Below are 25,322 nucleotides of genomic sequence, written 5' to 3' on the forward strand. Positions count from 1 at the left end.
GGAGACGGAACGACCGAAAGATCACCTTGACAAAGATTAGCCCATACAAGCGAGCGAGCGGCGTAGCGGCGGTCATTGATGTTCTTCGGTAGGGTTGGGTTGCTGACACAACTAATTCGAAGGACGATCGATGACCGACGGCATGGTGAACCTGCGCGCTCGTGGAGAAGGCTCCGGATCCCGATCTCTTGCGCGAGATGATTTGTATGCGGTCGAGCGCCTGAGCGAGTCGGAGACGGGGCCGCGATCGGCCGCGCCTATGGCAAGAAGAGGGCCCCACGTCCGCCGGCGCCGAGGCCATCAGGGCGCCTGCAAATAGCTCACTGCCGAGATCGGCGCCCCACATACTTCTGCGTCAGGATCACATCGGCCTGGCGATGGCGATCGCCTTGTCGGGCATCTGCTGGTAGCCGGAGAATCCTCGACCGCACTGGTCGCATCGGCAACCCGGCCGTTGCCTGCTGTGTTGGTGCTCTTGGCAAGAATCTTATCGCCGCGCTTCGCCGATAGCGCGAACAGGATGCGCTAAGGGTTCTTTGATGATGCGGGCTGCCGTGTTCAGCTTTGCATCCGTCTCGGACGCTACCTTTTCGAGCTTGGCATAAGACGCCGAGGGCTCTTGCCGACGAAGGATCATTCGAGATGCCTTTGTGGAGGCCGTCCTCTGGAAACTTGACGGAGGGACCAATCGACTTCACTTCGAGCAATTCCTCCCGCCCGCTGCCGTGCATCTGGGATGTTGGACAATTGACCGACAACACACCCGTCCGGGCAGCTGACGCATTTGCCTGCATTGAGTAGCTTTACCGCGGAGTTCAGGTTGTGGCTCATCGCAAAGGGAGCAATGATGGCGATCCTCGCCAAGCGCGGTGGCCCTCGGGAATGGCGCCTCCGATCGAGGTGATCCTCGGCGGGCCGCAAAAGGTAGCTGTGCCCTCGTTGGCCTCGGCAGGCAAAGCGGTGGTCAGCAAATCCAGAGTAGCGGCGCATGCCCAGCGAAACGGGAATCGATATGCATCGGCCTCACCTCAAGCGGCGGTTGAACGGGGAATGCGCGGCAGGTTCTCGGCCAGTAGCCGCCAGTCGTGGCGCTCGGGTTCGCCTTCCTTGCGCGTCCCGAAGAACTGGACGATCATCTTGCCATTGGCGCCATAGGCTTCGAGTGACGTGACGTGACCGTCCCTGGTCGGCTTGCGCACGGCCCAAACCTCACGGATGTGGTGGGCCCTGAGATGCAGGTGGAAAGTCTCGTCGAGCACATTGATGCAGGGCCCGATCTGCTTGACCGACTTGATAGGGCCGGAATGAATCTGGATGCAGCCACGATTGCCGACGAAGCACATGATCGGCATCTCGTCCTCGGCCGCACGATGGAACATGGCGCCAACGGCAGCATTGTCGAGCAGCCAGGCGTAATCCTGGCCGACCATGCGCACCGCCTGGCGGCGGCTGAGGTTCAGGGCCTTCAGCATGCCGAAGAACTGGTGCACGTCGCTCAGCCGGCTCCAGTGCTCCCTCAGGTCATCGACTGTAGCGGCTTGGTCCGCAATCTTTGCGACGTTTTCGGCTGACCTCCCCTTAACCGACACGATCGGCTCCTGGTTCGAGGATTGGAGCTCGTCTGTCAGTTTTTGATAGGCATAGAGGTTGGAGGACGACCTCAGATGCACCTTGTGCACTGCCTCGCCTGCGGCGTCGAAGAATTGCAGGCTGCGGTGGATCTCCCCGCCATCGCGTGTCTCGACCGCAAAGCCGTGCGCCCACACGTTCGCGAAGATGCGCAAATCAATGTCCTTGCCGAGCACTATGGCGTGACGCTTTCCGGTGAACACCTTTTCGTAGATGCCTATCTTCTCATGCACGGCACTGGCATTGCGGGTCAGCGCCATCACCTCGCCGACCGCCTCGAGACCGGTCAGCATATCGTTAACGCGGGGCTCGATGCGCACCGTGCCAAAACCGCAATGTGCCGCGTAGAGCTCCGCTTCCGAAATGCCCAATTGGCCGGCGAGATCGCGGCTGCGGATGCTGGGACAGTCTTCGCGTGCTCGCCGGATCCTCTCCGGCGAAGGTTTCTCGCGCTGGTGCATGTCTTCACCCCTGCTTGCGCATACTATCGGTCGGGCATCTTCGCCCTCGCCAAAAAAGAGCTCAAAAGTCGTGCCAATTGCTCGAAGCGCTCGGAAACCGACTTACATGCCAGTTCACAGGGAACTTGAGCTCATCCCCCTGTGGCGGTCTCGACAAATCCGACAATACCTGTCGATTGTCCGACGCCTTCGCGGTAACAGCCGAACCAGAATCGTGGCCGCGTTGGCGATGTCGCACTGTCCGGAAACGGGTTTTTCCCATTGGCACGGTCCATGCACGGTGATGCCCAAACCGTCACGCACCGAGGAGAAACGAGCGATGATTACGCTCACCGACAAGGCCGTTGCCGCCGTTAAAACCGCTCTTTCCAAGGCTAGTGAGCCGGCAGAAGGCTTTCGCATCATGGTCGAGGCCGGCGGCTGCTCCGGCTTCAAATACTCGATGGGCCTGGAGAGCGTCCCGCGCGAGGGCGACGCGATCATCGAGACGGATGGGATCAAGGTGTTCGTAGACGCCGGCACCCAGCCGCATGTAGCCGGCATGGCCGTCGACTTCGTCATGGGTCTCGAAACCTCCGGCTTTGTCTTCGACAATCCGAATGCGAGCGGGAAGTGCTGCGGCAAGTCCTGTAGTTGATTGCCGAAGAAGGAGAGAGGGCGCCTGAGGTGAGCTTGTCGGTGCGATGGCGGCCCAATCTGCGCCAATCTGGGGGGCACCTGCACCGCTTCTGGATCGTCCCCGCCAGCAACGGCATGCGCAAGGCTCGATGCGACCGGGTTGCGCCTCACGTCATTCGATCCATTGAGGACCATAGCCCATGAAAGTTGTCTATCTCGACAACAACGCAACGACAAGGGTCGATCCCGCGGTCGTTGAAGCGATGTTGCCGTTGCTTACGGATCAATTCGGCAACCCTTCGTCGGCGCACGGTTTTGGCGCCCTTGCCGGCGCCGCGTTGAGCAACGCGCGGCGTCAGTTGCAGGCGCTGATCGGCGCGGAGTTCGACGATGAGATCACCTTCACCTCGGGTGGAACGGAAAGCGACAATGCGGCCATCCTTTCGGCGCTCGAGGTGATGTTTGACCGAACAGAGATCGTGACTTCCGCTGTCGAACATCCGGCTGTGCTGACCCTCTGCGCTCATCTTGAGGAGACGCGCCGCGCTAAGGTGCACAGGATCCCGGTGGACCGCCATGGCCGGCTGAACGTCGACGCTTACCGGGCCGTCCTCAACCCGAACGTGGCAATCGTCTCGATCATGTGGGCCAATAACGAGACTGGTACGATCTTCCCCGTCGCCAAGCTCGCCGAATTGGCCAAGGAAGTCGGCGCCCTTTTCCACACTGATGCCGTGCAGGCAGTCGGCAAGCTCCCGATGGACCTGAAATCAACCGCCATCGACATGCTGTCGCTCTCCAGCCATAAATTTCATGGACCAAAAGGGGCCGGCGCCCTTTTCGTCAAGCGCGGCGTGCCGTTCCAGTCCCTGATCAAGGGGGGTCACCAAGAGAGCGACCGGCGCGCGGGCACCGAAAACACGTCCGGCATAGTCGGGCTCGGCATGGCCGCCGAACTCGCCTTGAAATTCATGGATGCCGAGACCACGCGGATAAAGTGGCTCCGCGACCGGCTGGAAAACGGGCTTGTCCAGCGTGTCCCAAACAGCTTCGTCAACGGCGATCCCCTGGAGCGTTTGCCGAACACCGCAAACATTGCCTTCGAAGGTATTGAAGGCCATGGAATCCTGCATCTCCTCAACCACGAGGGTATCGTCTGTTCCTCCGGGTCCGCCTGCACATCGGGCTGTGCGGAGCCAAGTCACGTCCTGAGGGCGATGAAAATGCCACATCGGGCGGTTCGCTTCTCTTTCGCGCGTGACAACGGACAAGAAGAGGTGGACCGCGTGCTAGAGGTCTTGCCTTCAATTGTGGAGAAGCTGCGCGACGCTCACAGTTCCGGGTCGAATATACGGAGCGCCGAAGGCCTTCAATGCGTACCAGGTCTCAGCGGCAGATGAACCGGCGTCCATTCATGAGCGGTCGGGTCTTTCTCAAGGATACTACCCTGCGCGCGGGCGAGCAGGCACCCGGCGTTGCCTTGACGGTGGCGGAAAGCTTGCGATCGAGATCGACGCAATTTGCGCCGTGGTCGCACGGAGTGTTCCGGTGCGGTTCACGGCAGGGCGCCGGATGACCTCACGGGATTTCCATGCATCAGTCGAGAGCGGCGTCCGTGCCCTCAATCTGTCGTTGCCTGCATCGGATTTCCAGCTTGCCACGAAGCTGGGGCTAGTCCGGGAAGGAGCGCTAAACATCGAGCATATGGTCGGGCGCGCGGCCGCCAGCGGGTTTTTCCTCGCCCTGCGCTCTGAGGATGCTTCGCATACCAACCAGGACTATCTCGCCCGCCTTATTAAGACGGCGGCGCGCGCCGGCGAAAGCCGCGTCAGCCTGGCCGATAGTGTCAGCGCCCTCGATCCCTTCTCGACCTTCGAGCTTGTCACCCCGCTCGCAGCGAAGTCTCCCGTCGACCTCGAATTCCATGCCATAACGTTTTCGGCCTCGCTACCGCCAACACGGTGGCGGCGATCCACGCCGGCGCGCGCCATGCCTCGGTCGTCCTTGGAGTCGGCGAGCGCGCGGGCAATGCGCACGCGAAGAGGTGGCCGCCGCGATGGCTGTCCTTCAGGAGGCAGATATCGAAGTCGGCTTCACCGCATTGCCCCCCTTGGCGGCCGAGGAGACGTCGGTCGGGGGCCGAGCGCCAGGTCGAGGGCCAATCCGGAGACAGTCGAGCCCATCCCGCTCGGGCCCTGCGGGCCGTTGCGTCAGCCCACCTCGCTCGCTTCCAAAGCGGGGCCGGCTGCCTCCATTGAGATCGACCAGTTGTACCGCGCCACGTCCGGCCTCGGCACCGGAGGCAGTTGTGTCGACGAGGCGATTGCCGCGCTGGCTTAGCGCATTCGTTCATCAAACCGCGGCTTTCGAGGCTGCATGTCGAATGTGCGACTAACGCACCAGAACCACCGTTTCCGACAAAGGGAGAACGCAATGAGTTGTTCCGCTGACAGCAGTCCCATCGACGTCACCAACATCCTCACGCGACTGAAAGGCCTGTCGTGCGCGGAGGAGTTCTTCGCTGTCCTTGGCGTCTCGTATGATCCGAAGGTGCTCAATGTCTCACGGCTGCATATCCTCAAGCGTGTGGGCCAATGCCTTGCCGAGGAAGATTTCTCCGGTCTGCCCGACCAGGTGATTGCCGCGCGCATGCGCGCCATGCTGGAACGCGCCTACGAGGAGTTCGCACTTTCCTCGCCGCTCACGCACCGGGTTTTCAAGGTGCTCAAAGATCACAATCCGAACAAACCTCACACGCCAGGCCGCACATTCGTTCCGTTCGACTCCGTCCTGAAGCGGTTCGGCGATTAAGCGCTACATAGTTGCGACGCGACAATGTCGACAAGCCAACAATTCGGGCACCGAAACCGGGGGGGCCTCTGAAATGATCAATGGAATTTAATTGGAAAGACGCTCGCAAAACACTTGGCACGAACATTGCGAACAAGAACTCGCACCGCCAGCTCGCATCGGGATAACAGCGTAGAGAACGCCAATGCACATTGTCGTCAGCATTAAGCAGGTGCCGGACTCGGCACAGATACGGGTCCATCCGGTGACGAACACCATCATGCGTCAGGGTGTGCCGACCATCATCAACCCTTACGACCTATTTGCCCTGGAAGAAGCACTCAGGCTACGCGACGCTTATGGTGGGGAGGTCACAGCGCTCACTATGGGTCCACCCATGGCAGAGGACTCCCTGCGCAAGGCGCTCGGCTACGGCGCCGATCGCGCAGTGCTTTTGACCGACCGCTATTTTGCCGGTTCCGACACACTGGCGACCTCCTTTGCTCTTTCCCAGGCAATCGCGAAGATCGGCGAGACGTTCGGCACGCCGGACGTGGTCTTCACAGGCAAACAGACGATCGACGGCGACACCGCCCAAGTCGGGCCCGGCATCGCCAAGCGTCTCGATCTCCTTCAACTCACCTATGTCGCGAAAATTGCCTCCATTGATCTTGCTGCAGGCGAGATCACGGTCGAGCGCCGGTGCGAGGGCGGCACCCAGAAGCTGAAGAGCAGGCTGCCTTGCCTCATCACCATGCTGGAGGGCACGAACGAGATGCGCCGGGGCTCGATCGAAGACGCCCTTTTTGCCGCGCGCAGCCAGATTGTGAAATGGAGTGCGGCCGAGGCCGGCATTGAAGATCTCACCAAATGCGGCTTGCGTGGCTCGCCGACGGTCGTCAAACGCGTTTTTGCCCCTAGCGCCCGTTCGGAAAAGGCGGAGCAAATTGAGACCGCCGAAAAGACGCTGCGCGATACCGCAGACGAACTGATTGGTGCAATCTTCACCCGCCAGCCGGCGCTGGAACCGGAACTCGCCTTCGAGGGCGCGTGACGGCAGGAGCAGACCATATGTCGAGCACGAACTCCGACACCCCTCGCCAACCCCCCGGCCGTGCCGGGATGAAGAAGGAGCTTCCTGAGCGTTTCAGGGACTATCGGCACGTCTGGGTTTTCATTGAACTCGAACGCGGCCAGGTCCATCCGGTATCCTTCGAACTGCTTGGAGAGGGCCGCAAGCTGGCGGACAAACTTGGCGTCCAGCTCGCGGGCGCTGTGCTCGGGCCCCCTGGAGAAGCCACCCAGAACGCAGTCGCCGAGGCCTTCGCCTATGGCGCCGACCTTGTCTACTTCGTTGAGGCGCCGCTGCTCGCCGACTATCGCAATGAGCCTTTCACCAAGGCAATGACGGATCTGGTTGATACTTACAAACCCGAGATCCTGCTTCTCGGTGCGACCACGCTCGGCAGGGATCTCGCCGGTTCCGTCGCGACGTCCTTGCTGACGGGGCTAACGGCCGACTGCACCGAACTCGACGTGGATGCCGACGGTTCACTCGCCGCGACCCGTCCGACTTTTGGGGGCTCCTTGCTATGCACGATCTACACGCTCAATTACAGGCCGCAGATGGCGACGGTGCGACCGAGGGTCATGCCCATGCCGCAGCGGGCAGACAGAGCGATGGGGCGTGTCATCGCGCACAAGTTGTCGCTCGCCGAGGATGAAATCGTAACCAAGGTGCTAGGATTCCTTCCGGACAGCCAGTCGGGCAACGCCAATCTCGCCTATGCGGATGTGGTGGTTGCGGGAGGGCTCGGTCTCGGCGGAGCGGAGAACCTGCAGCTTGTGAAGAGTCTCGCGCGAGTGATAGGCGCCGAATTCGGCTGTTCGCGGCCGCTGGTCCAAAAGGGCTGGATGTCGGCCGATCGGCAGATCGGCCAAACAGGCAAGACAATCCGGCCGAAGCTTTACATAGCGGCCGGTATTTCCGGCGCCATCCAGCACCGCGTTGGAGTTGAGGGAGCCGATCTCATCGTGGCCATCAACACCGACCCGAACGCGCCGATTTTCGATTTCGCTCACCTCGGGATCGTCACCGATGCGGTCCGTTTCCTGCCCGCGCTGACCGAGGCCTTCACCCGGCGGCTGTCACCGCACAGTCGCGACAAGCTTGCGAGCTAAGGGAGATGGAAATGATCAACGAAGAGTTCGACGCCATTGTCATCGGGGCCGGCATGTCCGGGAACGCAGCTGCTCACACGATGGCAAGCGACGGCTTGAAGGTACTCCAGTTGGAGCGAGGTGAATACCCGGGCTCCAAGAACGTCCAGGGCGCCATCATGTACGCGAACATGCTGGAGAAGGTCGTCCCGGATTTCCGGGATGATGCACCGCTCGAGCGGCATCTGGTTGAACAGCGGCTCTGGGTGATGGACGACACCTCCCACACCGGGATTCACTATCGGTCGGACGACTTCAACGAGGTGAAGCCCAACCGCTATACGATCATTCGTGCCCAGTTCGATAAATGGTTTTCGCGCAGGGTGCGCGAGGCCGGCGCGACGGTTCTGTGCGAGACGACGGTGACGGAACTCGTCCGTGACGCCAAGGGCAAGGTGATCGGCGTCCGCACGGATCGGGCCGGCGGAGCTATCTACGCGGACGTAGTTGTTCTTGCAGAAGGTGTCTGCGGGCTGCTTGGCACGCGGGCCGGTCTTCGCAAGATGCTGAAGCCGGAAGCGGTGGCGCTCGCAGTAAAGGAGATGCATTTCCTGCCCGAAGAGGTCATTGAGCAGCGGTTCGGGGTCAAAGGGAGTGAAGGCTGCGTGATCGAGGCAGTCGGCACGATATCCCACGGCATGGCCGGGCTCGGGTTCCTCTACACCAACAAGGAATCGATCTCACTGGGCATCGGCTGCCTCGTCTCGGATTTCGCCGCGAAGATGGAAAGCCCTTACGCCCTTCTCGACGCGCTAAAAAATCATCCTTCGATCCGGCCGCTGATCGCCGGTTCGGAGGTGAAAGAATACGCGGCGCATCTCATTCCCGAAGGTGGCTACAAGGCTATTCCGCAGCTCTTTGGCGACGGTTGGGTCGTTGTCGGCGATGCCGCGCAATTAAACAACGCCGTTCACCGCGAGGGTTCTAACCTCGCCATGACCTCGGGCCGCATTGCGGCAGAGGCTATCATCCAGGTCAAGAGACGCAACGATCCTATGACCAAACGGAACCTCGCCCTTTACAAGACGATGCTGGATGAATCCTTCGTGGTAAAGGACCTGCGGAAATACAAAGACATGCCATCCTTACTCCACACCAGCGCCGGTAATTTCTTCACGACCTATCCGCGGTTAATGTCGCAAGCCGCGCAGAACTTCATGCGTGTCGACGGCACGCCAAAGATCGAGAAGGAAAAGGCGACCACGGCAGCCTTCATCAAGGCGCGATCGCGGTTGGGGCTGGTCAGCGACGCGATCCGCCTGGCATTGGCGTGGCGGTGAGGCACTGATGACATGACGAACCCAGGGACAGAATTACGTGTCGAAGACAAGCTTTACCAGAACCGCTATCTGGTGGACTCCGGCCGTCCGCATATAAAGGTGCGACCGCACAAGCAACCAAGCGCGAATCTGCTCGCGCTGACCCGCGTCTGTCCGGCGAAATGCTATGAGTTGAACGACAAAGGTCAAGTTGAAATCACCGCCGATGGCTGCATGGAGTGCGGCACCTGCCGCGTTTTGTGCGAGGCCAGCGGCGAGATCGAATGGAATTATCCGCGTGGCGGCTTCGGCGTCCTCTTCAAGTTCGGATGATCGGCTTTGGCACCGTTTCGGCGGGTGTGCACCTGTGTACTCCCGAACTCGCGACAAAGCGCAATCTTGCCGGCACCATCTCGCCAAATTGCGGAGCGAGTGAACTTCCTGAACTGATGAAAAGGCGCTTGGGAGGAGCACCCTGACCACAACCCCTGAGGCCTTTCCATGGCTCATATATCCCCGGATCGGGTCAACGAAGCAGGACGTCGAGACACCTTCCGCAAACCCGCCGGTGAAGGGATGTTCGAAGCAGATGACTGGCTCAGGGGAATCTACGAGGTGTCGAAGGCGCTGACGGCTCCCGCCCGGCTAGAGGTTACGCTGGCCAATGTCGCGAACACTCTCCCGTCGTTTGTGCAAATGCGTCATGGAGCAATCTTTGTCCTGGACTCTGAAGGTGAGCCGGAGATCGCCGCGAGTGCCGGCAGCGGCCCATCAGGCACTCACCCCATCATACCAAAGGCCGCAATAAATCAAATCGTCGCTACGGGCACGCGGCTCGTCATCGCGGACCTCAGCACGTCCGAGTTGTTTCAGGCCGACCTTCAAACACGTCCTGGTGTCAGTTCCCTCCCGATGGCCTTTATCGGCATCCCGGTTAAGGCTGAGGATAGGATTCTTGGGACGTTGTCGATCGTAAGAGACAGCGCAAACGGGTCCCGCTACGATGAGGACATCTGCTTCCTGACGATGGTGGCCAACCTCGTCGGCCGCACTATTCGCCTGCATCGCGGCTTGACTAGGGATCGTGAGCGGCGCGTCGATGAGCGCTGGACAGCGGAGAATTCGTCCGATGAGGACCGGACCGACCCCGTCCCGCATGCGCCCGTCAAGATGGATGGGATCATCGGGGAGAGCCCCGCACTCAAGCAGGTGCTCGAAACCGTCTCCATTGTAGCAAGGACGAATTCCACCGTGCTCCTGAGGGGCGAGAGCGGCACCGGCAAGGAGTTTTTCGCGCAAGCCATACATAGGCTCTCGCGCCGGCGGAGGAAGTCTTTCGTCAAGTTGAACTGCGCCGCACTGTCGGAAAGCGTTCTGGAGTCGGAGCTGTTCGGACATGAAAAAGGCGCCTTCACCGGGGCAATTTCCCAGCGCGCCGGCCGTTTTGAATTGGCAAACGGGGGAACGCTGCTACTCGATGAGATCGGCGAGATTTCACCTGCCTTCCAAGCCAAGCTATTACGCGTCTTGCAGGAAGGCGAACTGGAGCGTGTTGGCGGTACCAAGACGCTGCAGGTCGACGTGCGACTTATATGCGCCACCAACAGGGATCTCGAGTCGGCTGTCGTAAACGGGGATTTCAGGGCCGACCTTTATTATCGCATCAATGTGGTGCCAATCATCCTCCCTCCGCTCCGAGAGCGACCGGGGGATATCCCTCGTCTTGCGAGCGCCTTCCTCGAACGATTCAACAAGGAGAACCATCTCGAACTCGCCTTCGCGCCGTCGGCGCTCGAGTTTATCTCGCAATGCTACTTCCCCGGTAACGTGCGAGAATTGGAGAACTGCGTGCAAAGGACGGCCACGCTAGCGCGCTCAAGGACAATCGCTCCATCGGATTTTGCCTGCAACAATAACCAATGCCTATCTTGGCTCCTCTGGAAAAAAGCTGATTCGCTCAGCGGCAATACCGGCAACCACCGATTTCGAAGCAATATAATGCCCGCCGGATTGCCGATGCCGGCCGGGCGCTTCGGCGCCCCGCAGGATAACGTGCGACCCCACACTGCCGACCCTACAAACGATCCCGCTCTCCCTGCAATAGGCCCGCGCCTGACGGAACGCGATCGGCTGATCGGCGCGATGGAGAAGGTCGGCTGGGTTCAGGCCAAGGCCGCCCGTGTCCTCGGCGTCACGCCACGACAGGTCGGATACGCTTTGCGCCGACACGGTATTGAGGTGAAGAAATTCTAGCGTTCTCATGACGTGGAGAACGAGAACACCGCGCCAGCTACGCCCATGTATCGGAGCCCGGGCCAAAGCTGCGCGACTGTGTGATGCTGTCACACCCCTTCATCACCCGCCCTTTGCCGACGTCTTGCCGATCGCAGAAAGGAGTCACCCCACTCTCCTGAATCGGAACCATGCAGACCAAGTGAGCAGTGGCAACTTCACCGCGGACGAGCTCGCCGTCGCCGAGAGCGACATCCTCGTCGGAAGACCGGTCGGGAGTTGTGCCGAGGGCGATCACGGCCGAGCGGTCGACGCGGGATTTCTATATTGAACTGATGTCCGGCCGGGTCGTCTTCCTCACCTTCTAACATAGTCCTGTTAGAAGTCCGACAAAGCTATGTCGGAGCAACTCCATGATATCCGACGCGCAAAGCCAATTCGTGAACTAGCGCCACCTTTTCAGTTGGCATTGCTCTTGCGCTTCGAACCGCGACGTTAACCCGTAACGGAGCCCTTCAATGGCCGCACCGGTGATTTCAGTTGAGAGCCTGACCGGCGCGAGGTTCTCCGACCAGTTGCTGGTGAGCGCGAAGTCGGGTGGCTGCGCATCTTCCTCCTGCGGGTCGTCGACAAGGCTGGACGATGTGGATTCGGCCATCTGGGACAAGATCAAGGATCACCCGTGCTTTTCAGAAGAGGCGCACCACTATTTCGCGCGCATGCACGTCGCCGTCGCGCCGGCCTGCAATGTCCAGTGCAACTACTGCAATCGCAAATATGATTGCGCCAACGAAAGCCGGCCCGGGGTTGTCTCGGAAAAGCTGACGCCCGATCAGGCAGTACGCAAGGTGATCGCGGTCGCCAATGAAGTGCCGCAGCTTTCCGTGCTTGGGATCGCCGGACCGGGCGATGCCTGCTACGACTGGGAGAAGACGAAGGCGACGTTCGAACGCGTCGTCAGGGAAATCCCCGACGTCAAGCTCTGCGTCTCTACGAACGGGCTCGCGCTGCCGGACCACGTCGACGAGCTTGCCGACATGAATGTCGATCACGTGACGATCACGATCAACATGGTCGATCCGGAAGTCGGCGCAAAGATCTATCCCTGGATCTTTTACGACCATCGCCGCTACGTCGGCACCGAAGCCGCCAGGATTCTGCACGAGAGGCAAATGCTTGGCTTGGAGATGCTGAGCGCGCGCGGCATCCTCACTAAAATCAATTCGGTGATGATCCCTGGCGTGAACGACCAGCACTTGGTTGAGGTGAATGAGTGGGTCAAGCAGCGCGGCGCGTTCCTGCACAACGTCATGCCCCTGATTTCGGACCCCGCGCACGGAACGCACTACGGACTGACCGGGCAGCGCGGCCCAAATGCAATGGAAATGAAGGCTCTTCAGGATCGTCTTGAAGGCGGCGCCAAGTTGATGCGCCATTGCCGGCAGTGCCGGGCAGATGCCGTCGGCCTGCTGGGCGAGGATCGTGGCCAGGAATTCACACTTGACCAGATTCCCGGCGAGCTCACCTACGATGCCGGCAAGCGCGAAGCCTATCGGGAGCTGGTCACGGACGAGCGCCGTGATCGCCTGGCAGCCAGGAGCGAAGCGATCGGAATGGTCAAGACAACGAGCTCCGGCAAGTCCCTCCTCGTTGCGGTGGCGACTAAGGGCGGCGGCCGCGTCAACGAACACTTCGGCCATGCTAAGGAATTCCAGGTGTATGAAGCGTCGCCGATAGGGATCAACTTTATCGGGCACCGCAAGGTTGAGCAGTATTGCCTCGGGGGTTGGGGCGAGAAGGCCACTCTCGACGGGGTCATCGCTGCGCTTGAAGGCGTAGACGTAGTGCTTTGCGTAAAAATTGGAGATTGCCCCAAGGATCAGCTCGCGGCCGCCGGTATCCGAGCAACCGACGCTTACGGCCATGACTACATCGAAACGGCAATCAGCTCGATTTACGCCGCCGAGTCCGGCGTCCAGGCACTCGCCGCGACGGCCTGAACCTATCTCATTTACTCGAATCAGGAATCAAAATGGCTTTCAAGATCATCGCATCCCAATGCACACAATGCGGCGCCTGCGAATTCGAATGCCCGTCGGGTGCGATCAAGTTCAAAGGCGAGAGCTACGTGGTCGAGCTGCAGAAGTGCACCGAATGCGAGGGAGCTTTCGACACGCAGCAATGTGCTTCGGTGTGTCCTGTGCCGAAGACCTGCGTTCCTGCCTGAGTCCACTGGGTACCCACACAACTGGCTGCCCCGGGGAATGCCTGCGCGCCTCATCAATGACACTAGCCTCAGAGAACCAAGGAACCGCCATGCGGCTCGCACGCGAACAGGAGGTGGAAATCCGCAGACCTCCCCAATTTCAGCCGGGAGAGCGGGTCCGTGCCACTCGCCACATTAAGAATGACGGCACCTATCCTGGCAGGGAGATCGGCGAAAATCTCGTGCGCAAGGGCGAAGAGGGTTATGTGCGCGACATTGGCACGTTTCTACAGCAGTTCTTCATCTACGCGGTCGAATGGATCGACCGTGGGACGGTCGTCGGCATGCGAGCGCGTGAATTGACGAGCCTCGACAACGCCGACGCTCCCTGCAGTGCCGAAGAAAACGCCAATGAAGGAACGGCCGCATGAAAGTAATGATCCGCAGGACCGAGGCCGGGTTGTCGGCGTATGTCCCCAAAAAGGATATCGAGGAGCCGATTATCAAGTTCGAGAACCAGGATCTGTGGGGCGGGGTCGTAACGCTCAGGAACGGCTGGCGGCTCCTCCTTCCCGATCTTCCGCCGCATACGCGTCTGCCGATCACCGTCGAGGCAAGGAAGCTTTCCGACGGGGACTGATGCCGCCCGTCAATGAGAGGCATCAAGAGGAAACGAGCATGAACACGATACCGACCTCGGGCCACCTAGTCGTCGTCCGGGACAGTTTTGCCCGAAAGCTGCTTGAGCTGGCCAGACGAGCGTTAGTCTCCGATCAGGTGATCCCGTATCTCGGTCCGGGTCTGCTCCGGCTCAGCTCTGCTGAGCCGCCTGTACCGTGTACCCCCGAAGCCGTTGCCGAGGCACTCAACACGCGGGCGCCAGCCCCCTCGAAGATCCGCACCAATATGTGGTCGGTCGCGCAGTTCATCGAACAGCGCCGGCATCGCCGCACACTTCAAGCTTGGATGACTGATATATTTGCCGGGCCGGCGGCGCCGAGCATCCTCCACGCCTGGCTCGCAAACCTCCCGCTCTCCCTCATCATCGACAGCTGGTACGAAGGCGTCATGCGCGCGGCCCTGGCAGAGGCCGGCCGAACCGACGTCGTCGAGATACAAGGCGTTACGCGGGCAAACGAAGTTGGCGACATTTGGACCAGAACTTACGACTTGTCGGGAAGAGAACTCGAGGCTGGAGCAGCGACAAAGACGGTTCTCTATGCGCCACATGGCAGTATTAGGCCGGCCGCAAATTTCCTCATCGCCGATTCCGACTATGTCGAAGCCCTGACTGAAATCGATATCCAGACGCCTATCCCTGACGTGGTCAAGGAACGACGCGTCGACCGGGGTTTTTTCTTCGTCGGCTGCCGCTTCAATGATCAGATGCTGCGCACTTACGCCAGGCAGATCATGAAGCGCTCAGAAGGCCCTCGTTACGCGATAATGGACGGGCAAACGCTGACCAGAAACGAAGCCCGTTTCCTTGCGGCGAGCGGAATCACGGTGATCGACATGCCAGCGAGCGAAGCCGTGGCGCAACTCGCCGGATCAGCATGTTGAGCCGATGGTGGCCAGGATCAACTTGGAGGGACGTCTTTGATGTGAGTCGACCGGCTCGCTTCCGAAGGCGGAAAATTCAGTCGGGGGCACTCGGTGGGCAGTGATGCTGTTGGCACGACCTCTCTCAAATCGTCCGCGCATGTAAAAGCGGCCGGGTGGGGCCGGGGCTTGAGCACGCTACTGCGCATTACGCGCATGAATTTGAGGCACCCGTGGCAGGTCGGGTTAGCTATCGGTTCGACGATGGTAGCCGTAATCCTGCAGTTGCTCATTCCCCAGCTTCTCGGCCGGGCTGTCGACCAGACCCAAGTAGCCATCGGGGGCGGTGTCACGGTGACGGCTGCAGAACAAGCCCTCTGGACTCCTGCTCTCCTGCTGCTCGGCGCGAGTACGCTACGCGGCCTCTTTACGATGGCGCAAAACTACTTTGCCGAAGCCGTCGGGCACCACGTCGCGTACGAACTGCGGCTTGCTTGTTACGATAAGGTCCAGCGCCTGAGCTTTTCCTTTCACGACCGGGTGCATTCAGGCGACCTGATCACCCTCGGCATCCTCGATCTCGACGGCGTGCGGATGTATTTTTCCACCGCCCTGGTTAGGTTCCTTCTGCTCACCATGCTGATCGGGATAGGCGCCTGCATGATGATCTCAACCGACCCGGTGCTCGGTTTGTTCGCGCTGAGCTTCGTGCCTTTCGTAGCCTGGCGATCGTCGGTCACCCAGCTTAAGCTACGCGCCATCTGGCTCGACCTGCAGGAGCGGCTTTCCGTCCTGGGCCGCGTGATGGAAGAAAATCTCGCGGGCATCCGCGTTGTCCGGGCGTTTTCAGCACAGGCTCATGAGATGGCGAAGTTCGACATCGCCTCGACAAACGCGCTCGAACTCGCGCACGAGCAGGTTGACGTGTACGTGCCCAACACGTCGGCAATGACCCTCGCCTTCTTTGTCGCCATGGGGTTGGTCCTCTGGGTCGGTTGCGACAAACTCATCGCCGGCCAGATCAGCGTTGGAACGCTCACGACGTTCCTGACGTTCATGACGATCCTGCAAATGCCCGTCCGCCAGATCGGACTGATGGTCAACGGCTTTGCCCGCGCTTACACTTGCGGTTCGCGCGTCTTCAGTCTGCTCGACCAGGACATCACGATCGGGGATGCTTCCGGTGCAAGACCGCTCGAGATCGGTGAAGGAACTCTGCGCTTCGACAATGTCTCGTTTGCATATCCCGGCACCGGAAACCGCGTCATTCTAAAGAATATTACCTTCTGCGCCCGTAGGGGCGAGACGATCGCGATCGTGGGTCCGCCGGGTTCTGGCAAGTCGACAATTGCTCACCTGATCCCCCGCTTTTACGACGTGACTGGTGGCACCATCATGCTTGACGGGCAGGACATCCGCGGGGTCACCCTCGCATCGCTTCGCAAGGCGGTCGCGGTCGTACAGCAGGATGCATTCCTGTTCACAACCACGATCGAGAACAACATCGCTTATGGCGACCCCTGGGCGAAGGAACAGCCGATCGAGCGCGCTAGCGAATCCGCCCAGTTGCACAATTACATCCTCGGCCTCCCCGCTGGCTACAAGACGGTCGTCGGCGAACGTGGCGCCTCTCTCTCGGGCGGCCAGCGTCAGCGTCTCACCATAGCTCGCACGATGATGTTGCGCCCATCAATCGTCGTTTTCGACGACTCAACGGCCGCGATCGACGCCGCCACAGAGCAGCGCATCCGCGCGGCGATACGGCGTTTCGCCAAGGATAGGGTGACGATCATCATCGCCCACCGGCTGAGTTCACTCAAGCACGCCGACCGGATTCTGTTTGTCGACGACGGCGAGATCGTGGAACGCGGCACCCATCAAGAGCTTTTGGCCAAGCGAGGACGCTATAAGGCCCTTTATGACCTTCAGTTGCGCCCGGGAGATGACATTGCGACCACGTTTGGAGGCGCGCTCTGATGGCCAAGCGGCACGCCAACGAACTCGAAATCGAACCGAATGATAGCGGTAGACGCCCTCCGCGCGCGGTCGTCGGGTCCCATCGCATCGAGGAGGAGATCTTTGGCCGGGCTTTCGACAAGAACATCATTCGCCGCATATGGGCCTTCGTTCGTCCCTACCGAGCCATGGCGGTCGTCTCGCTTGCCGCATTGCTGATTTTCACTGGCACGCAGCTTCTCATCCCGCTGATCATCCGCTACGCGATCGACCACGCCATAACTCCGGTAGGCGCTGATGCCTTCGCCCTGCTTGAGGCCGCCATCGCGTTTGCGCTTGCCATTCTGGTTAATTTCGGCGCCGCCTACGCGCAAGAAACCGTGGTAGGGAAAATGGCCGAGAACGTCCTCTTCGACATCCGCCGCGCCATGTTTGCCCATCTGCAGAAGGTATCGCTCTCCTTCATGGACAAAACCGAGGTAGGACGCCTGATGTCTCGCCTTCAGGGCGACGTCAACTCTATCCACGAATTTGTCGAAAACTCGATCTACTCCTTAGGCGACATTGCGCTTCTCTTCGGCATCATCTTCGTAATGCTGTCGGTCAACTTCAACCTCGGCTTTCTGACGCTCTCGGTCTTGCCGGCCCTGTTGATTATTCGCATCGTGTGGCTGCCGCGTGCCCGCGAGGCCTTCATGGCTGCACAAGAGACCAATTCAGTCGTCAACGGCGCATTGGCCGAAGCGATTCAAGGCGTCCGAACCGTCCAGTCCATGGACCGCCAGTACGTCAACTTCGTATTGTATGACGACAAGGCAAATGCCGACCTCACGACCCACCTGACCGCTGCCAAATATGCACAGGTCATGGTCCCGATCGTCGATGGCCTCACCGGCCTCGCCATGGCTGTCGTCATTGTGGTCGGCGGCTCCATGATCATGACTGGCCGCGTCGATGTAGGCGTATTGGTCGCCTACATATTTTATATCCAACGCTTCTTTGACCCAATTCGCTCACTTACTCTGCAATATTCCGTCATGCAGCGCGCAATGGCCTCCGGCAAGCGCCTGACCGATGTGCTCGACGTCAGGATCGAGGTCCAGGACAAACCGGATGCCAGGATCCTTGCGCCCGAAATGGACGGCTCGGTCGAGTTCAGGAGCGTCACGTTCGGGTACGATCCCAAACAGCCGGTGCTGAAAAACGTCTCTTTCCGGGTCAATCCTGGCGAGACGGTCGCCTTGGTCGGGCCGACCGGCTCTGGTAAATCGAGCGCGATGGCCCTCGTCCATCGCTTCTATGATGTTCAGCAAGGCCAAGTGCTGGTCGGCGGACATGATGTGCGCGATCTCACACAGGAATCGCTCGGCAACCAGATCGCCATGGTGCTGCAGGAGCCGTTTCTGTTCACCGGGACGGTTTTCGAGAACATCCGCTACCGCAAGACGGAAGTCACGCGCGAGAAGGTGATCGAGGCCGCCAAGGCGGTCGGAGCCCACGACTTCATCATGAGCCTTCCCGACAGGTATGAAACTCAACTCGGCGAACGCGGCGGCAATCTTTCTCTCGGCCAGCGCCAGCTTGTCAGTTTCGCCCGCGCTCTCGTCGCCGACGCCAAGATCCTTGTTCTTGACGAGGCCACCGCCAGCATCGACAGCTACACGGAAATGCTGATCCAGAAGGCTCTCAGAAAGCTCCTTGAAGGCCGGACTGCGCTTGTCATCGCTCACCGTCTCGCCACAATCCGAGGTGCCGATCGTATCATCGTGCTTCAGAACGGCCAGGTTATTGAGACCGGCAACCACGACAAACTGATGACTATGGGCGGGCTCTATTCCAAACTCTACAATCTGAACTACTCGTCATTCGACGACATTCCCGAAGAGGAAGCCGATCCGACCGGACGAGCCGCCTCTCATACCTGATGCTCCTTGCGAGCCGTATCTAACCGTCCAGGGGCACTGGCGAAAGCGCGGACAGCGATCGCGCTAAATCCCGGACGGCCATGGAAACCTGATCACCACCGGCCAGACCGATCCCACGACATAATGCACACCTCGCTATGTTATTGAAAAAGCTGGATCTGCTGATCCTGTGATTGTGATAATGGACAGTGTCCGCTCCTGCCGGAATGGTGCTGGATATCGAGTTGCTCGATATCTTCATGACGGATGATCCAGGGCGTACCCTTGCAATACTGCTCGGCCTTCAGATCGCCGGCGCGGATCATGCGCAGCACGGTCATTGGCCGCAGCCCGAGCTTCGCAGCCGTTTCCTGCAATGTATACTCGCCGCGCTCCGACCGTTCGTCCTTTTTGTAGACGGCGATGTCGTGCTGGTTGCGGAAAGTGCAGACACGGGACTGCGTCCATCCGTTCTGACGACCCGTGGTTTTGCCGAGCCGGTTGAGAAGCGATGCGATCGCTCTATCCGGCAATTGGCGTGCCAGGGCACGGATCAGTTCCTCGATGTCCGGCGGGGCGCCCCAACGGTGATGGCCTGCCTTGTTCTTCCTGACCGAAAGCGCGGTATGGTCGCCGCCCTGCCAATGCACCAGCATTTTGATGTGGTCGTCTTCGATGGCGACGACAATCTCGCGGATCACGGCACGGATGATCCGCTTGCGCGTGGTAGCGGTGGCATTGGCATGATGCCATGCCAGTTCGAGATCGGCGCCCATGCGCAGCAGGCTCCGCCGTTCCTCGTCTCCAGAGCCTCAGGCTTGTGGCGGTCGAGCGCGTCAAGCTCGTCCTGACGCTCGCGGACGGCTACGAGCGCGGCATTCCAGCGTCGCTCCAGTTCGCCTGCTACAAGCCGGTTGTCCGGGTCGACGGCGTCATACTGGCGGCGTGCATGGGCGGCTTCATAACGTGCTTGCTCGAGTGCGAGCTCCACATGGCGCCGCTTCTCTCCAGCCTTCACGGTGGAGGTCTCGATGGCCTTGATCGCCGCTTCGATGCCGAGCGGTTGAAGGCGTTGAAGAACCTCCGCGCTGACCGCCTGATCGACCCGCAACGATCCGAAGCCAATGCACGGGTCGGTTCCGTGGTTGAGCTGCGCTCCGCGGCAATGATAGCGCCCTGTATTGCCGTTGCTGCCGGAATAGGAGACATGCAGCTTGCGGCCGCAATGGCCGCAGCGCAAGACCGCCGAGCAGCAACTCGCCCCGGCGAAGAGCACCGCGCGGCACCAAGCCTTTGCTTGTGGCATTGTCCGTGATCAGGCGCTGATTCCTCTCAAAATCGTGCCAGCTCAGGTAACCTTCGTGATGGTCGATGAGCAAGACCTCCCAGTCGGCGCGATCGCGCCTGATCCCGCGCAAAATCCGTTTGCGTCCGGCCTCTATGGTGACTTTGCTGCAGGTTCGCCCGAACGCATAGGCGCAGGCGTAGATCGGGTTGGTGAGAATGTGGTGCACCGTATTGTAGACGGGCAGCTTCCAGACGATCGCCCTGTCCGCCGCGCGCGTGTAATTTACGGCAGGGAGCATAATGCCTTCGCTGCGCAGCCACAGATGCACCTGCCGGATGCTCTGCAGTTCGTCGAAACGCCGGAATACAAGATCGATCGCCTCGCGGATCCGCAGGTCCGGGTCTTTCTCGATCCGGTTCCGGCCCGACTTGACGTAACCGATCGCCACCGTCAGGAAAAGTTCGCCCCGTCGTGCCTTCTGCTTCAGGGCTTCGATCGAGCGGGCCCGCAGGATCGAAAGCTCCAGTTCGCTCATCGTGCCCTTCATGCCGAGCAGCAACCTGTCGTTGGGATGACGCGGTTCGTAGATGCCGTCCTCATCGATGATGAGCGTTCCGACAAGGCCGCAAAACTCGATGAGCGTATGCCAGTCCCGGCCATTGCGGGCCAGCCGAGAGGCTTCAATGGCGAGGACCGCACCAACCCGACCTTCGCAGATCGCCGCCAGAAGCTTCTCAAAGCCCGGACGGCTGATGCCAGACCCTGAACGACCGAGATCTTCATCCATGACGATGGCGTCTTTCCAGCCAAGGGACCGCGCTCGCTCGGCAAGGCCATATTGGCGTCGCCGGCTCTCGGGATTGTTGACGAGTTGATCGGCCGTCGACTGCCGGACATAGACATAGGCGCCGCGCGCGAGATGTTCAGCGGTGACGGGGACGCGATTAGCGTGTGCGTCGCTTATCTTAAGGCTAGGGACGTTCTCGACTTCGGGCCTACCAAGATCACCGTCTTCGACTTTGACGAGCGGACGATCCAGTCGGTCAAGAGGTTCGCCGACAAGGAGCGGATCGAGCATCTCGACGCCCAGCTATACAATGTGCTCGAGCCGTTCCCCGATACGACGCAATTCGACTGCTTTTACACTAACCCGCCGTGGGGCGCTTCAAACGGCGGCGAAAGCGTTAAGGTTTTCGTCGATCGCGGGATCGAGGCCGTGAAGGGGATAGGCGAAGGGATGATCGTGATCGCCGATGACGACGATCGGCCTTGGCCCAAGGTGGTGCTCGCCAACGTCCAGCGACATGCGAACGAACATGGTTTCTTCGTCTCGCGCATGCAGCGAAAGCTGCACCAATATCACTTGGACGACGATCCAGACTTGAGGTCCTGCAATCTCTTCGTCACATCGCTACCCGATCGGCAACTGCTAAAGGGGCCGAGCCAACCCATTGCGGCCGAGCGCATGGCCAACTTCTATGGAATGTCGCAACCGCCCAAGGTTCGATACGTGCGGGAAAGGAAAAGGCCTGACTGGGGCAAGGCCCCGGATGAAGAGTATTACGTCGAGTATCTGGAGGGACAGACGACATGAACGAGATTTTCAAGCCGGGCGCAGGTGTCCTCTTCATGAAGGTCGGCACCCACGCCAATGAAGGCCTCGACGACATCATCGCCCGCAAGACCAAAGAGATCGACGAAGCAGGTTATGCCATGTGGGGCTATGGCGGCAATACCTGCCACCCCAGCTCGATGGTGCAGCCGTTCGCCGGCACCTTCGCGGCAAAGGGGGCGCCCATCCACCTGGTGATGGAGCAGATGACCTCCAACCACTTCGCGGAGCCACTCGAAGCGGCCGAGTACTCGTCCGACAACAAGAACTGGACCAATATCCCACCAGAGATCCGGGTGCTCGGCTCGAGGTTCGCCCTGGTGATAGCGGACCTCCAGCGGGTCGATATGTCCCTTCCGCTGGACCAGACGCGCGTACCCGTCGGCCCGAGCACAGGTCGGATCGGCAGCAAGTATATCGCAGGCAAGGTCGACAAGGCATGCCTCGAAATCCTCGATGCGCCCGTTCTGCTGAACGATCAGGAACCCAAGGTCCGAAAGATCAACCTAGTCGCGACCTTGCGTGCCCCATATGCCGTATTCCTAAGAAACTTCCGAGGATAGGCTATCGAAGCTGGCCACTAGGAGGTCGCCGGTCTCTGACCGAAGCGCCTTGGTGTAGCTTTCAAGGCCTTGGACGACCGACGGAAGGTTCACGTCACGGGTCGAGCACTGGAAGCAATTCGCGATGGCCCTATCGGAAGCGCGCTCGCGACAGACGGCCTCCCGTATTGGACCAAAGCTGTCCCTTTCGATCATGATCTGCAGGACTTGCTCCAGACAAACCAACTTTTGCCGTACCATCGGCAAGACCATGCTGACGGCCTTGGCCGCTCTCTTGTCGCCCGTGACAAATGCCAGGCCGCCGCGGCTTAGAAGCATCGCGACCAATTGGCTTTCACCGGCATCAAGCGAAAGATTGGCTGCGGAGGCGGCGGCCTCGAAGTCGGCAGCCGTCTCTACCTCCTCTGTCGTGGGCTCGAGAAGCCGGACTGCTGCGAGGGCGATGTCGAGGTTAGCCTTGGCGTTGCCACATCGACCAGAACTCTGGATCTTTCGACCCGTGACCTGAGGGTGAACCTCGCCGACCGTACGTGACACCAGCAGTCATGCCGAGTTTGATGGACCTTCGGAGCACTTTCGTCGAAACTGAAAGATGCAGCCTTTCAGTCTACTAAGGGGCCGTGAGCGGACTGGCAGCTAATGGTCCCACGTGGCAGATACTGCCCGCTGTTTGCCAATGCCCTCTCGACTAAATCGAAGACTAACTGCATGTCCCCCAACGTCCGCTCCCGGCTTGCCACGTGATGCCGAACACGGAAGGCTCTTGACTTCAACCGGGCCGCGCCCTCAACGATGGTCCGTGGGTCAAATCGGACGACGGATCACAGATGACGCTCGACATTCGTGGGAGTCTGAAGAACACCAAAATCAGCTCCGACGGATACGTCGTACTCGAAGAATTGATCTCGAACGCGATCGACGCTTTTCTAATCAGGCAGCATCAAGATCCCGCGACGCGCAGCCTAGAGGTGTCAATCGAGGTCGACATCATTACAGCCGGACTTCTCGGCGATGGCACGGATATTACGATCACCTGCACAGATAATGGTTGCGGCTTTGGGGACGACCAGACCGACGCCTTCTTGACCAAAGATACCTCCTACAAGGACGACCTCGCCATAGCTGGCATCGGTAAATGCAGAGGCGCCGGGCGCATCCAGTATTTTCACCACTTCGAGAAGGTCGGGATCCGGAGCACCTACCGCAGCGGCGGGAACACGCTGACCCGCACCCTGCCCTTGGCTGCCGGGAGGAAGAAGATCGAATTTGCCGACTTCATTGTAACCGACGGCAAGTCGCAGGACAGCGGCACCGCGATCCGGCTAGAAGGCTTGAAGGAGGCGCCTCGCGCGCGGCTCTATAAGTCGGAGCCGTTGGGCGAGATTTTCTCTGCGACCAACATGCGCCGCAACATGCTAATCGCGTTTCTGCAGAGGCTGGTCAGCCTCAAATCACGGCTCGGCGACTTCGTTATCAAGTTTGAGACCCGGTATCCCAAGGGCCGCGTCGAGCGGAACAGCCTACGTGCCACCGACCTTCCCCTCGTAACGGCGGTTAAACCCGCTGAGGTGGAGGAACGCGATCCCCGGTCGGGCAACCCGCTGGGGAGGAGAGTAAAGTTCACCATTTCTCATTACCGGCTAGACGCGAAGACCTACGATCTACCGCGGAACGCCATTTCGTTCTGCGCCAGATCATCGCCGGTACTGGATATCACTAGGCGCTACCTCCGCACTGTCGCCGAACAGAACAGGTCCGTGGAGGGGTTCCACCACATCGTCCTCGTCGAAGGCGACCTCCTAGACAAACGGGTTAACGAGCAGCGCGACGGCTTCGACGACATTCCCGACGATATTCCGGTGACGGACCTCTTTGCCGACGAGACCGTGTCGTTTGCCGGGATCTTTGACCAGATCGATCCCATCATCGAGGATATGGTCACCCCCTCCGGCTGGAGCAAGGACGACGTTATCAAGGACGTGACCGAAAAGTTTGGCGTCATTCCGGCAATGCTCACCGACACCGACACAAGGGTCGTTTACGGCGACAGCGCGAACTCGGTCGCCGAGCGAGTGCTAAAGAAGTATCAGGAGCGCATTATCGCCGATACGGCGGAGATCTTTGATCTCAGGGCCGAGATCGAGAAGGCGGAACCGCACACCGCCGACTTCAGACACAAGATCCACGAACTGTCCTGGAAGTACACGTCTTCGCTCAAGACGTTTGACATGGCCAGTCTGTCGCAGCTCGTGGTGCGGCGGGCTGCTATTGTCGAAATCCTTGAGCTCGCCTGCAATCGCGGGCTCGCTGTTCAAACAGCTCCGGAAGGACAACGGCGCAAGGACGAGCAGGTCATCCACAGCATCTTCTTTCCTATGAAGAAGGACAGCCGCGAAACATCGGATCACGACATCTGGTTACTGAGCGAGGAATATCAGTACTACGAATACATCGCTTCGGATAAGCCGCTGGCGCAGATCGAGTGGAAAGAGGGGGAGAAGCTTTTTGATGCGGACATCGACGCAGAGATGACTGCAACGCTGCGCCGTCGGGCTGACGAGAACGCAGCCATGCGCCCTGACATTGCGATCTTCGATAAGGAAGGCTCCGCGATAATCATCGAGTTCAAGGCCCCTGGCGTCAGCATGGACGACCACACCGGAGACCTGTCAGAGTACGCCCACCTGCTCGCCGCTAAGTCGAACGGCCGCCTGAAGAAGTTCTACGGATACCTCATCGGCGATACGCTCAATCCGCTGCGGATGGCCGGCTGGACGAGGTTTGCCTCGGGCAGGAGCTACTTTCGGACGACCGACCTACCCGATCCCGACAGTGGACGGAACCTCGGCGAGCTATATACCGAAACACTGCTCTACGAGGACATCGTCGATCGCGCGAGCAAGAGGATAGGCGTGTATCGCGACAAGTTGCGTATCGACTTCACCAAAAAGTAGTCTGGACGCTCGTCTAGAGCACGTCCCGTGATCGATGAATCGATTGTGATGTGACGACGAGCTTCTCCGGTGATTCAACATCCACCTT

23 protein-coding genes and 2 pseudogenes are annotated in these 25,322 nt (G+C 59.9%); 19 read left to right on the forward strand and 6 right to left on the reverse strand.

Annotation, left to right across the window (positions count from 1 at the left end; translation table 11 throughout):
- Positions 1-1,028 precede the first annotated feature (1,028 nt).
- Entirely contained in the window at positions 1,029-2,090 is a 1,062-nt protein-coding gene (locus AC0L25_RS21370; RefSeq protein WP_473597332.1) for a hemin-degrading factor, read from the reverse strand.
- A gap of 319 nt (positions 2,091-2,409) precedes the next feature.
- Between AC0L25_RS21370 and AC0L25_RS21375 the strand changes: the two genes are divergently transcribed.
- The 9 genes and pseudogenes from AC0L25_RS21375 (at position 2,410) to nifA (ending at position 11,230) form a co-directional block, all read left to right on the forward strand.
- Positions 2,410-2,727 (forward strand): HesB/IscA family protein, encoded by a 318-nt coding sequence (locus AC0L25_RS21375; RefSeq protein WP_473597333.1) that lies wholly within the window; start codon positions 2,410-2,412, stop codon positions 2,725-2,727.
- 181 nt (positions 2,728-2,908) lie between these two features.
- Entirely contained in the window at positions 2,909-4,108 is a 1,200-nt protein-coding gene (gene nifS / locus AC0L25_RS21380; RefSeq protein WP_473597334.1) for a cysteine desulfurase NifS, read from the forward strand.
- 172 nt (positions 4,109-4,280) lie between these two features.
- Positions 4,281-4,966: pseudogene (locus AC0L25_RS21385) on the forward strand (beta/alpha barrel domain-containing protein).
- 175 nt (positions 4,967-5,141) lie between these two features.
- Positions 5,142-5,519, forward strand: a complete 378-nt coding sequence (gene nifW, locus AC0L25_RS21390; RefSeq protein ID WP_473597335.1) for a nitrogenase stabilizing/protective protein NifW — start codon at positions 5,142-5,144, stop codon at positions 5,517-5,519.
- A 184-nt stretch (positions 5,520-5,703) separates the two neighbouring features.
- Complete coding sequence (locus AC0L25_RS21395; RefSeq protein ID WP_473597336.1) at positions 5,704-6,552, forward strand: electron transfer flavoprotein subunit beta/FixA family protein; 849 nt, start codon at positions 5,704-5,706, stop codon at positions 6,550-6,552.
- 17 nt (positions 6,553-6,569) lie between these two features.
- The gene (locus AC0L25_RS21400) at positions 6,570-7,679 is read left to right on the forward strand and encodes an electron transfer flavoprotein subunit alpha/FixB family protein (protein WP_473597337.1); all 1,110 of its coding nucleotides are present in this window, start codon (positions 6,570-6,572) and stop codon (positions 7,677-7,679) included.
- A gap of 11 nt (positions 7,680-7,690) precedes the next feature.
- Positions 7,691-8,998, forward strand: coding sequence for an FAD-binding protein (locus AC0L25_RS21405; protein WP_473597338.1), 1,308 nt, complete (start codon positions 7,691-7,693; stop codon positions 8,996-8,998).
- Positions 8,999-9,010: 12 nt separating this feature from the next.
- Positions 9,011-9,310: a ferredoxin family protein gene (locus tag AC0L25_RS21410; RefSeq protein WP_473457739.1), complete on the forward strand. Its 300-nt coding sequence runs from the start codon at positions 9,011-9,013 to the stop codon at positions 9,308-9,310.
- A gap of 168 nt (positions 9,311-9,478) precedes the next feature.
- Complete coding sequence (gene nifA / locus AC0L25_RS21415) at positions 9,479-11,230, forward strand: nif-specific transcriptional activator NifA (protein WP_473597339.1); 1,752 nt, start codon at positions 9,479-9,481, stop codon at positions 11,228-11,230.
- A gap of 424 nt (positions 11,231-11,654) precedes the next feature.
- On the opposite strand, the gene AC0L25_RS21420 is transcribed toward nifA, so the two are convergent.
- Complete coding sequence (locus AC0L25_RS21420; protein WP_473597353.1) at positions 11,655-11,867, reverse strand: hypothetical protein; 213 nt, start codon at positions 11,865-11,867, stop codon at positions 11,655-11,657.
- Here AC0L25_RS21420 and nifB point away from each other — a divergent pair.
- The 7 genes from nifB (at position 11,791) to AC0L25_RS21455 (ending at position 18,838) form a co-directional block, all read left to right on the forward strand.
- Positions 11,791-13,209, forward strand: coding sequence for a nitrogenase cofactor biosynthesis protein NifB (gene nifB, locus AC0L25_RS21425; RefSeq protein WP_473597351.1), 1,419 nt, complete (start codon positions 11,791-11,793; stop codon positions 13,207-13,209). The genes AC0L25_RS21420 and nifB overlap by 77 nt on opposite strands.
- Before the next feature lie 32 nt (positions 13,210-13,241).
- Positions 13,242-13,436 carry a 4Fe-4S dicluster domain-containing protein gene (locus tag AC0L25_RS21430; RefSeq protein ID WP_008878193.1) on the forward strand — a complete coding sequence of 65 codons (195 nt, stop codon included), beginning with the start codon at positions 13,242-13,244 and terminating at the stop codon, positions 13,434-13,436.
- Positions 13,437-13,525: 89 nt separating this feature from the next.
- Positions 13,526-13,846, forward strand: a complete 321-nt coding sequence (locus tag AC0L25_RS21435; RefSeq protein WP_473597340.1) for a nitrogen fixation protein NifZ — start codon at positions 13,526-13,528, stop codon at positions 13,844-13,846.
- Entirely contained in the window at positions 13,843-14,055 is a 213-nt protein-coding gene (gene nifT / locus AC0L25_RS21440) for a putative nitrogen fixation protein NifT (protein ID WP_473488614.1), read from the forward strand. Before AC0L25_RS21435 ends, nifT begins: the two co-directional genes overlap by 4 nt.
- A gap of 38 nt (positions 14,056-14,093) precedes the next feature.
- Positions 14,094-14,978 carry an SIR2 family NAD-dependent protein deacylase gene (locus AC0L25_RS21445; protein WP_473597341.1) on the forward strand — a complete coding sequence of 295 codons (885 nt, stop codon included), beginning with the start codon at positions 14,094-14,096 and terminating at the stop codon, positions 14,976-14,978.
- Between the two features lie 93 nt (positions 14,979-15,071).
- Positions 15,072-16,934 (forward strand): ABC transporter ATP-binding protein, encoded by a 1,863-nt coding sequence (locus AC0L25_RS21450; protein WP_473597342.1) that lies wholly within the window; start codon positions 15,072-15,074, stop codon positions 16,932-16,934.
- A complete protein-coding gene (locus AC0L25_RS21455; RefSeq protein WP_473597343.1) occupies positions 16,934-18,838 on the forward strand; it encodes an ABC transporter ATP-binding protein in 1,905 nt (634 codons plus the stop codon). The genes AC0L25_RS21450 and AC0L25_RS21455 overlap by 1 nt, the downstream gene beginning before the upstream one ends.
- Before the next feature lie 140 nt (positions 18,839-18,978).
- On the opposite strand, the gene AC0L25_RS21460 is transcribed toward AC0L25_RS21455, so the two are convergent.
- The 3 genes and pseudogenes from AC0L25_RS21460 to AC0L25_RS21470 all read right to left on the reverse strand — a co-directional run.
- Positions 18,979-19,593, reverse strand: a complete 615-nt coding sequence (locus AC0L25_RS21460; RefSeq protein WP_473597344.1) for a helix-turn-helix domain-containing protein — start codon at positions 19,591-19,593, stop codon at positions 18,979-18,981.
- Positions 19,515-20,123 carry a recombinase zinc ribbon domain-containing protein gene (locus tag AC0L25_RS21465; protein ID WP_473597345.1) on the reverse strand — a complete coding sequence of 203 codons (609 nt, stop codon included), beginning with the start codon at positions 20,121-20,123 and terminating at the stop codon, positions 19,515-19,517. The genes AC0L25_RS21460 and AC0L25_RS21465 overlap by 79 nt, the downstream gene beginning before the upstream one ends.
- A 58-nt stretch (positions 20,124-20,181) precedes the next feature.
- A pseudogene (locus tag AC0L25_RS21470) lies at positions 20,182-21,069 on the reverse strand (recombinase family protein); the annotation flags it as partial.
- Here AC0L25_RS21470 and AC0L25_RS21475 point away from each other — a divergent pair.
- Together AC0L25_RS21475 and AC0L25_RS21480 are read left to right on the forward strand one after the other, a co-directional pair.
- Positions 20,977-21,699, forward strand: coding sequence for a bis-aminopropyl spermidine synthase family protein (locus AC0L25_RS21475; RefSeq protein WP_473597352.1), 723 nt, complete (start codon positions 20,977-20,979; stop codon positions 21,697-21,699). The pseudogene AC0L25_RS21470 and the gene AC0L25_RS21475 overlap by 93 nt on opposite strands.
- On the forward strand, positions 21,696-22,280 hold the full coding sequence (locus AC0L25_RS21480; RefSeq protein WP_473597346.1) for a hypothetical protein: 585 nt from the start codon (positions 21,696-21,698) through the stop codon (positions 22,278-22,280). The genes AC0L25_RS21475 and AC0L25_RS21480 overlap by 4 nt, the downstream gene beginning before the upstream one ends.
- On the opposite strand, the gene AC0L25_RS21485 is transcribed toward AC0L25_RS21480, so the two are convergent.
- Positions 22,260-22,817, reverse strand: a complete 558-nt coding sequence (locus AC0L25_RS21485; protein ID WP_473597347.1) for a hypothetical protein — start codon at positions 22,815-22,817, stop codon at positions 22,260-22,262. The genes AC0L25_RS21480 and AC0L25_RS21485 overlap by 21 nt on opposite strands.
- 290 nt (positions 22,818-23,107) lie before the next feature.
- Here AC0L25_RS21485 and AC0L25_RS21490 point away from each other — a divergent pair, with 290 nt between their 5' ends.
- Entirely contained in the window at positions 23,108-25,234 is a 2,127-nt protein-coding gene (locus AC0L25_RS21490) for a hypothetical protein (protein ID WP_473597348.1), read from the forward strand.
- Positions 25,235-25,322: the final 88 nt, after the last annotated feature.

Source organism: Mesorhizobium sp. WSM4813, assembly GCF_055811555.1.

Bases quoted from the DNA above. Each gene is read 5' to 3' on its own strand.
- AC0L25_RS21370 (WP_473597332.1), bottom strand. From the start codon at position 2,090: ATGCACCAGCGCGAGAAACCTTCGCCGGAGAGGATCCGGCGAGCACGC.
- AC0L25_RS21375 (WP_473597333.1), top strand. From the start codon at position 2,410: ATGATTACGCTCACCGACAAGGCCGTTGCCGCCGTTAAAACCGCTCTT.
- nifS (WP_473597334.1), top strand. From the start codon at position 2,909: ATGAAAGTTGTCTATCTCGACAACAACGCAACGACAAGGGTCGATCCC.
- nifW (WP_473597335.1), top strand. From the start codon at position 5,142: ATGAGTTGTTCCGCTGACAGCAGTCCCATCGACGTCACCAACATCCTC.
- AC0L25_RS21395 (WP_473597336.1), top strand. From the start codon at position 5,704: ATGCACATTGTCGTCAGCATTAAGCAGGTGCCGGACTCGGCACAGATA.
- AC0L25_RS21400 (WP_473597337.1), top strand. From the start codon at position 6,570: ATGTCGAGCACGAACTCCGACACCCCTCGCCAACCCCCCGGCCGTGCC.
- AC0L25_RS21405 (WP_473597338.1), top strand. From the start codon at position 7,691: ATGATCAACGAAGAGTTCGACGCCATTGTCATCGGGGCCGGCATGTCC.
- AC0L25_RS21410 (WP_473457739.1), top strand. From the start codon at position 9,011: ATGACGAACCCAGGGACAGAATTACGTGTCGAAGACAAGCTTTACCAG.
- nifA (WP_473597339.1), top strand. From the start codon at position 9,479: ATGGCTCATATATCCCCGGATCGGGTCAACGAAGCAGGACGTCGAGAC.
- AC0L25_RS21420 (WP_473597353.1), bottom strand. From the start codon at position 11,867: ATGGCCGAATCCACATCGTCCAGCCTTGTCGACGACCCGCAGGAGGAA.
- AC0L25_RS21430 (WP_008878193.1), top strand. From the start codon at position 13,242: ATGGCTTTCAAGATCATCGCATCCCAATGCACACAATGCGGCGCCTGC.
- AC0L25_RS21435 (WP_473597340.1), top strand. From the start codon at position 13,526: ATGCGGCTCGCACGCGAACAGGAGGTGGAAATCCGCAGACCTCCCCAA.
- nifT (WP_473488614.1), top strand. From the start codon at position 13,843: ATGAAAGTAATGATCCGCAGGACCGAGGCCGGGTTGTCGGCGTATGTC.
- AC0L25_RS21445 (WP_473597341.1), top strand. From the start codon at position 14,094: ATGAACACGATACCGACCTCGGGCCACCTAGTCGTCGTCCGGGACAGT.
- AC0L25_RS21455 (WP_473597343.1), top strand. From the start codon at position 16,934: ATGGCCAAGCGGCACGCCAACGAACTCGAAATCGAACCGAATGATAGC.
- AC0L25_RS21460 (WP_473597344.1), bottom strand. From the start codon at position 19,593: ATGGGCGCCGATCTCGAACTGGCATGGCATCATGCCAATGCCACCGCT.
- AC0L25_RS21465 (WP_473597345.1), bottom strand. From the start codon at position 20,123: ATGCCACAAGCAAAGGCTTGGTGCCGCGCGGTGCTCTTCGCCGGGGCG.
- AC0L25_RS21480 (WP_473597346.1), top strand. From the start codon at position 21,696: ATGAACGAGATTTTCAAGCCGGGCGCAGGTGTCCTCTTCATGAAGGTC.
- AC0L25_RS21490 (WP_473597348.1), top strand. From the start codon at position 23,108: ATGACGCTCGACATTCGTGGGAGTCTGAAGAACACCAAAATCAGCTCC.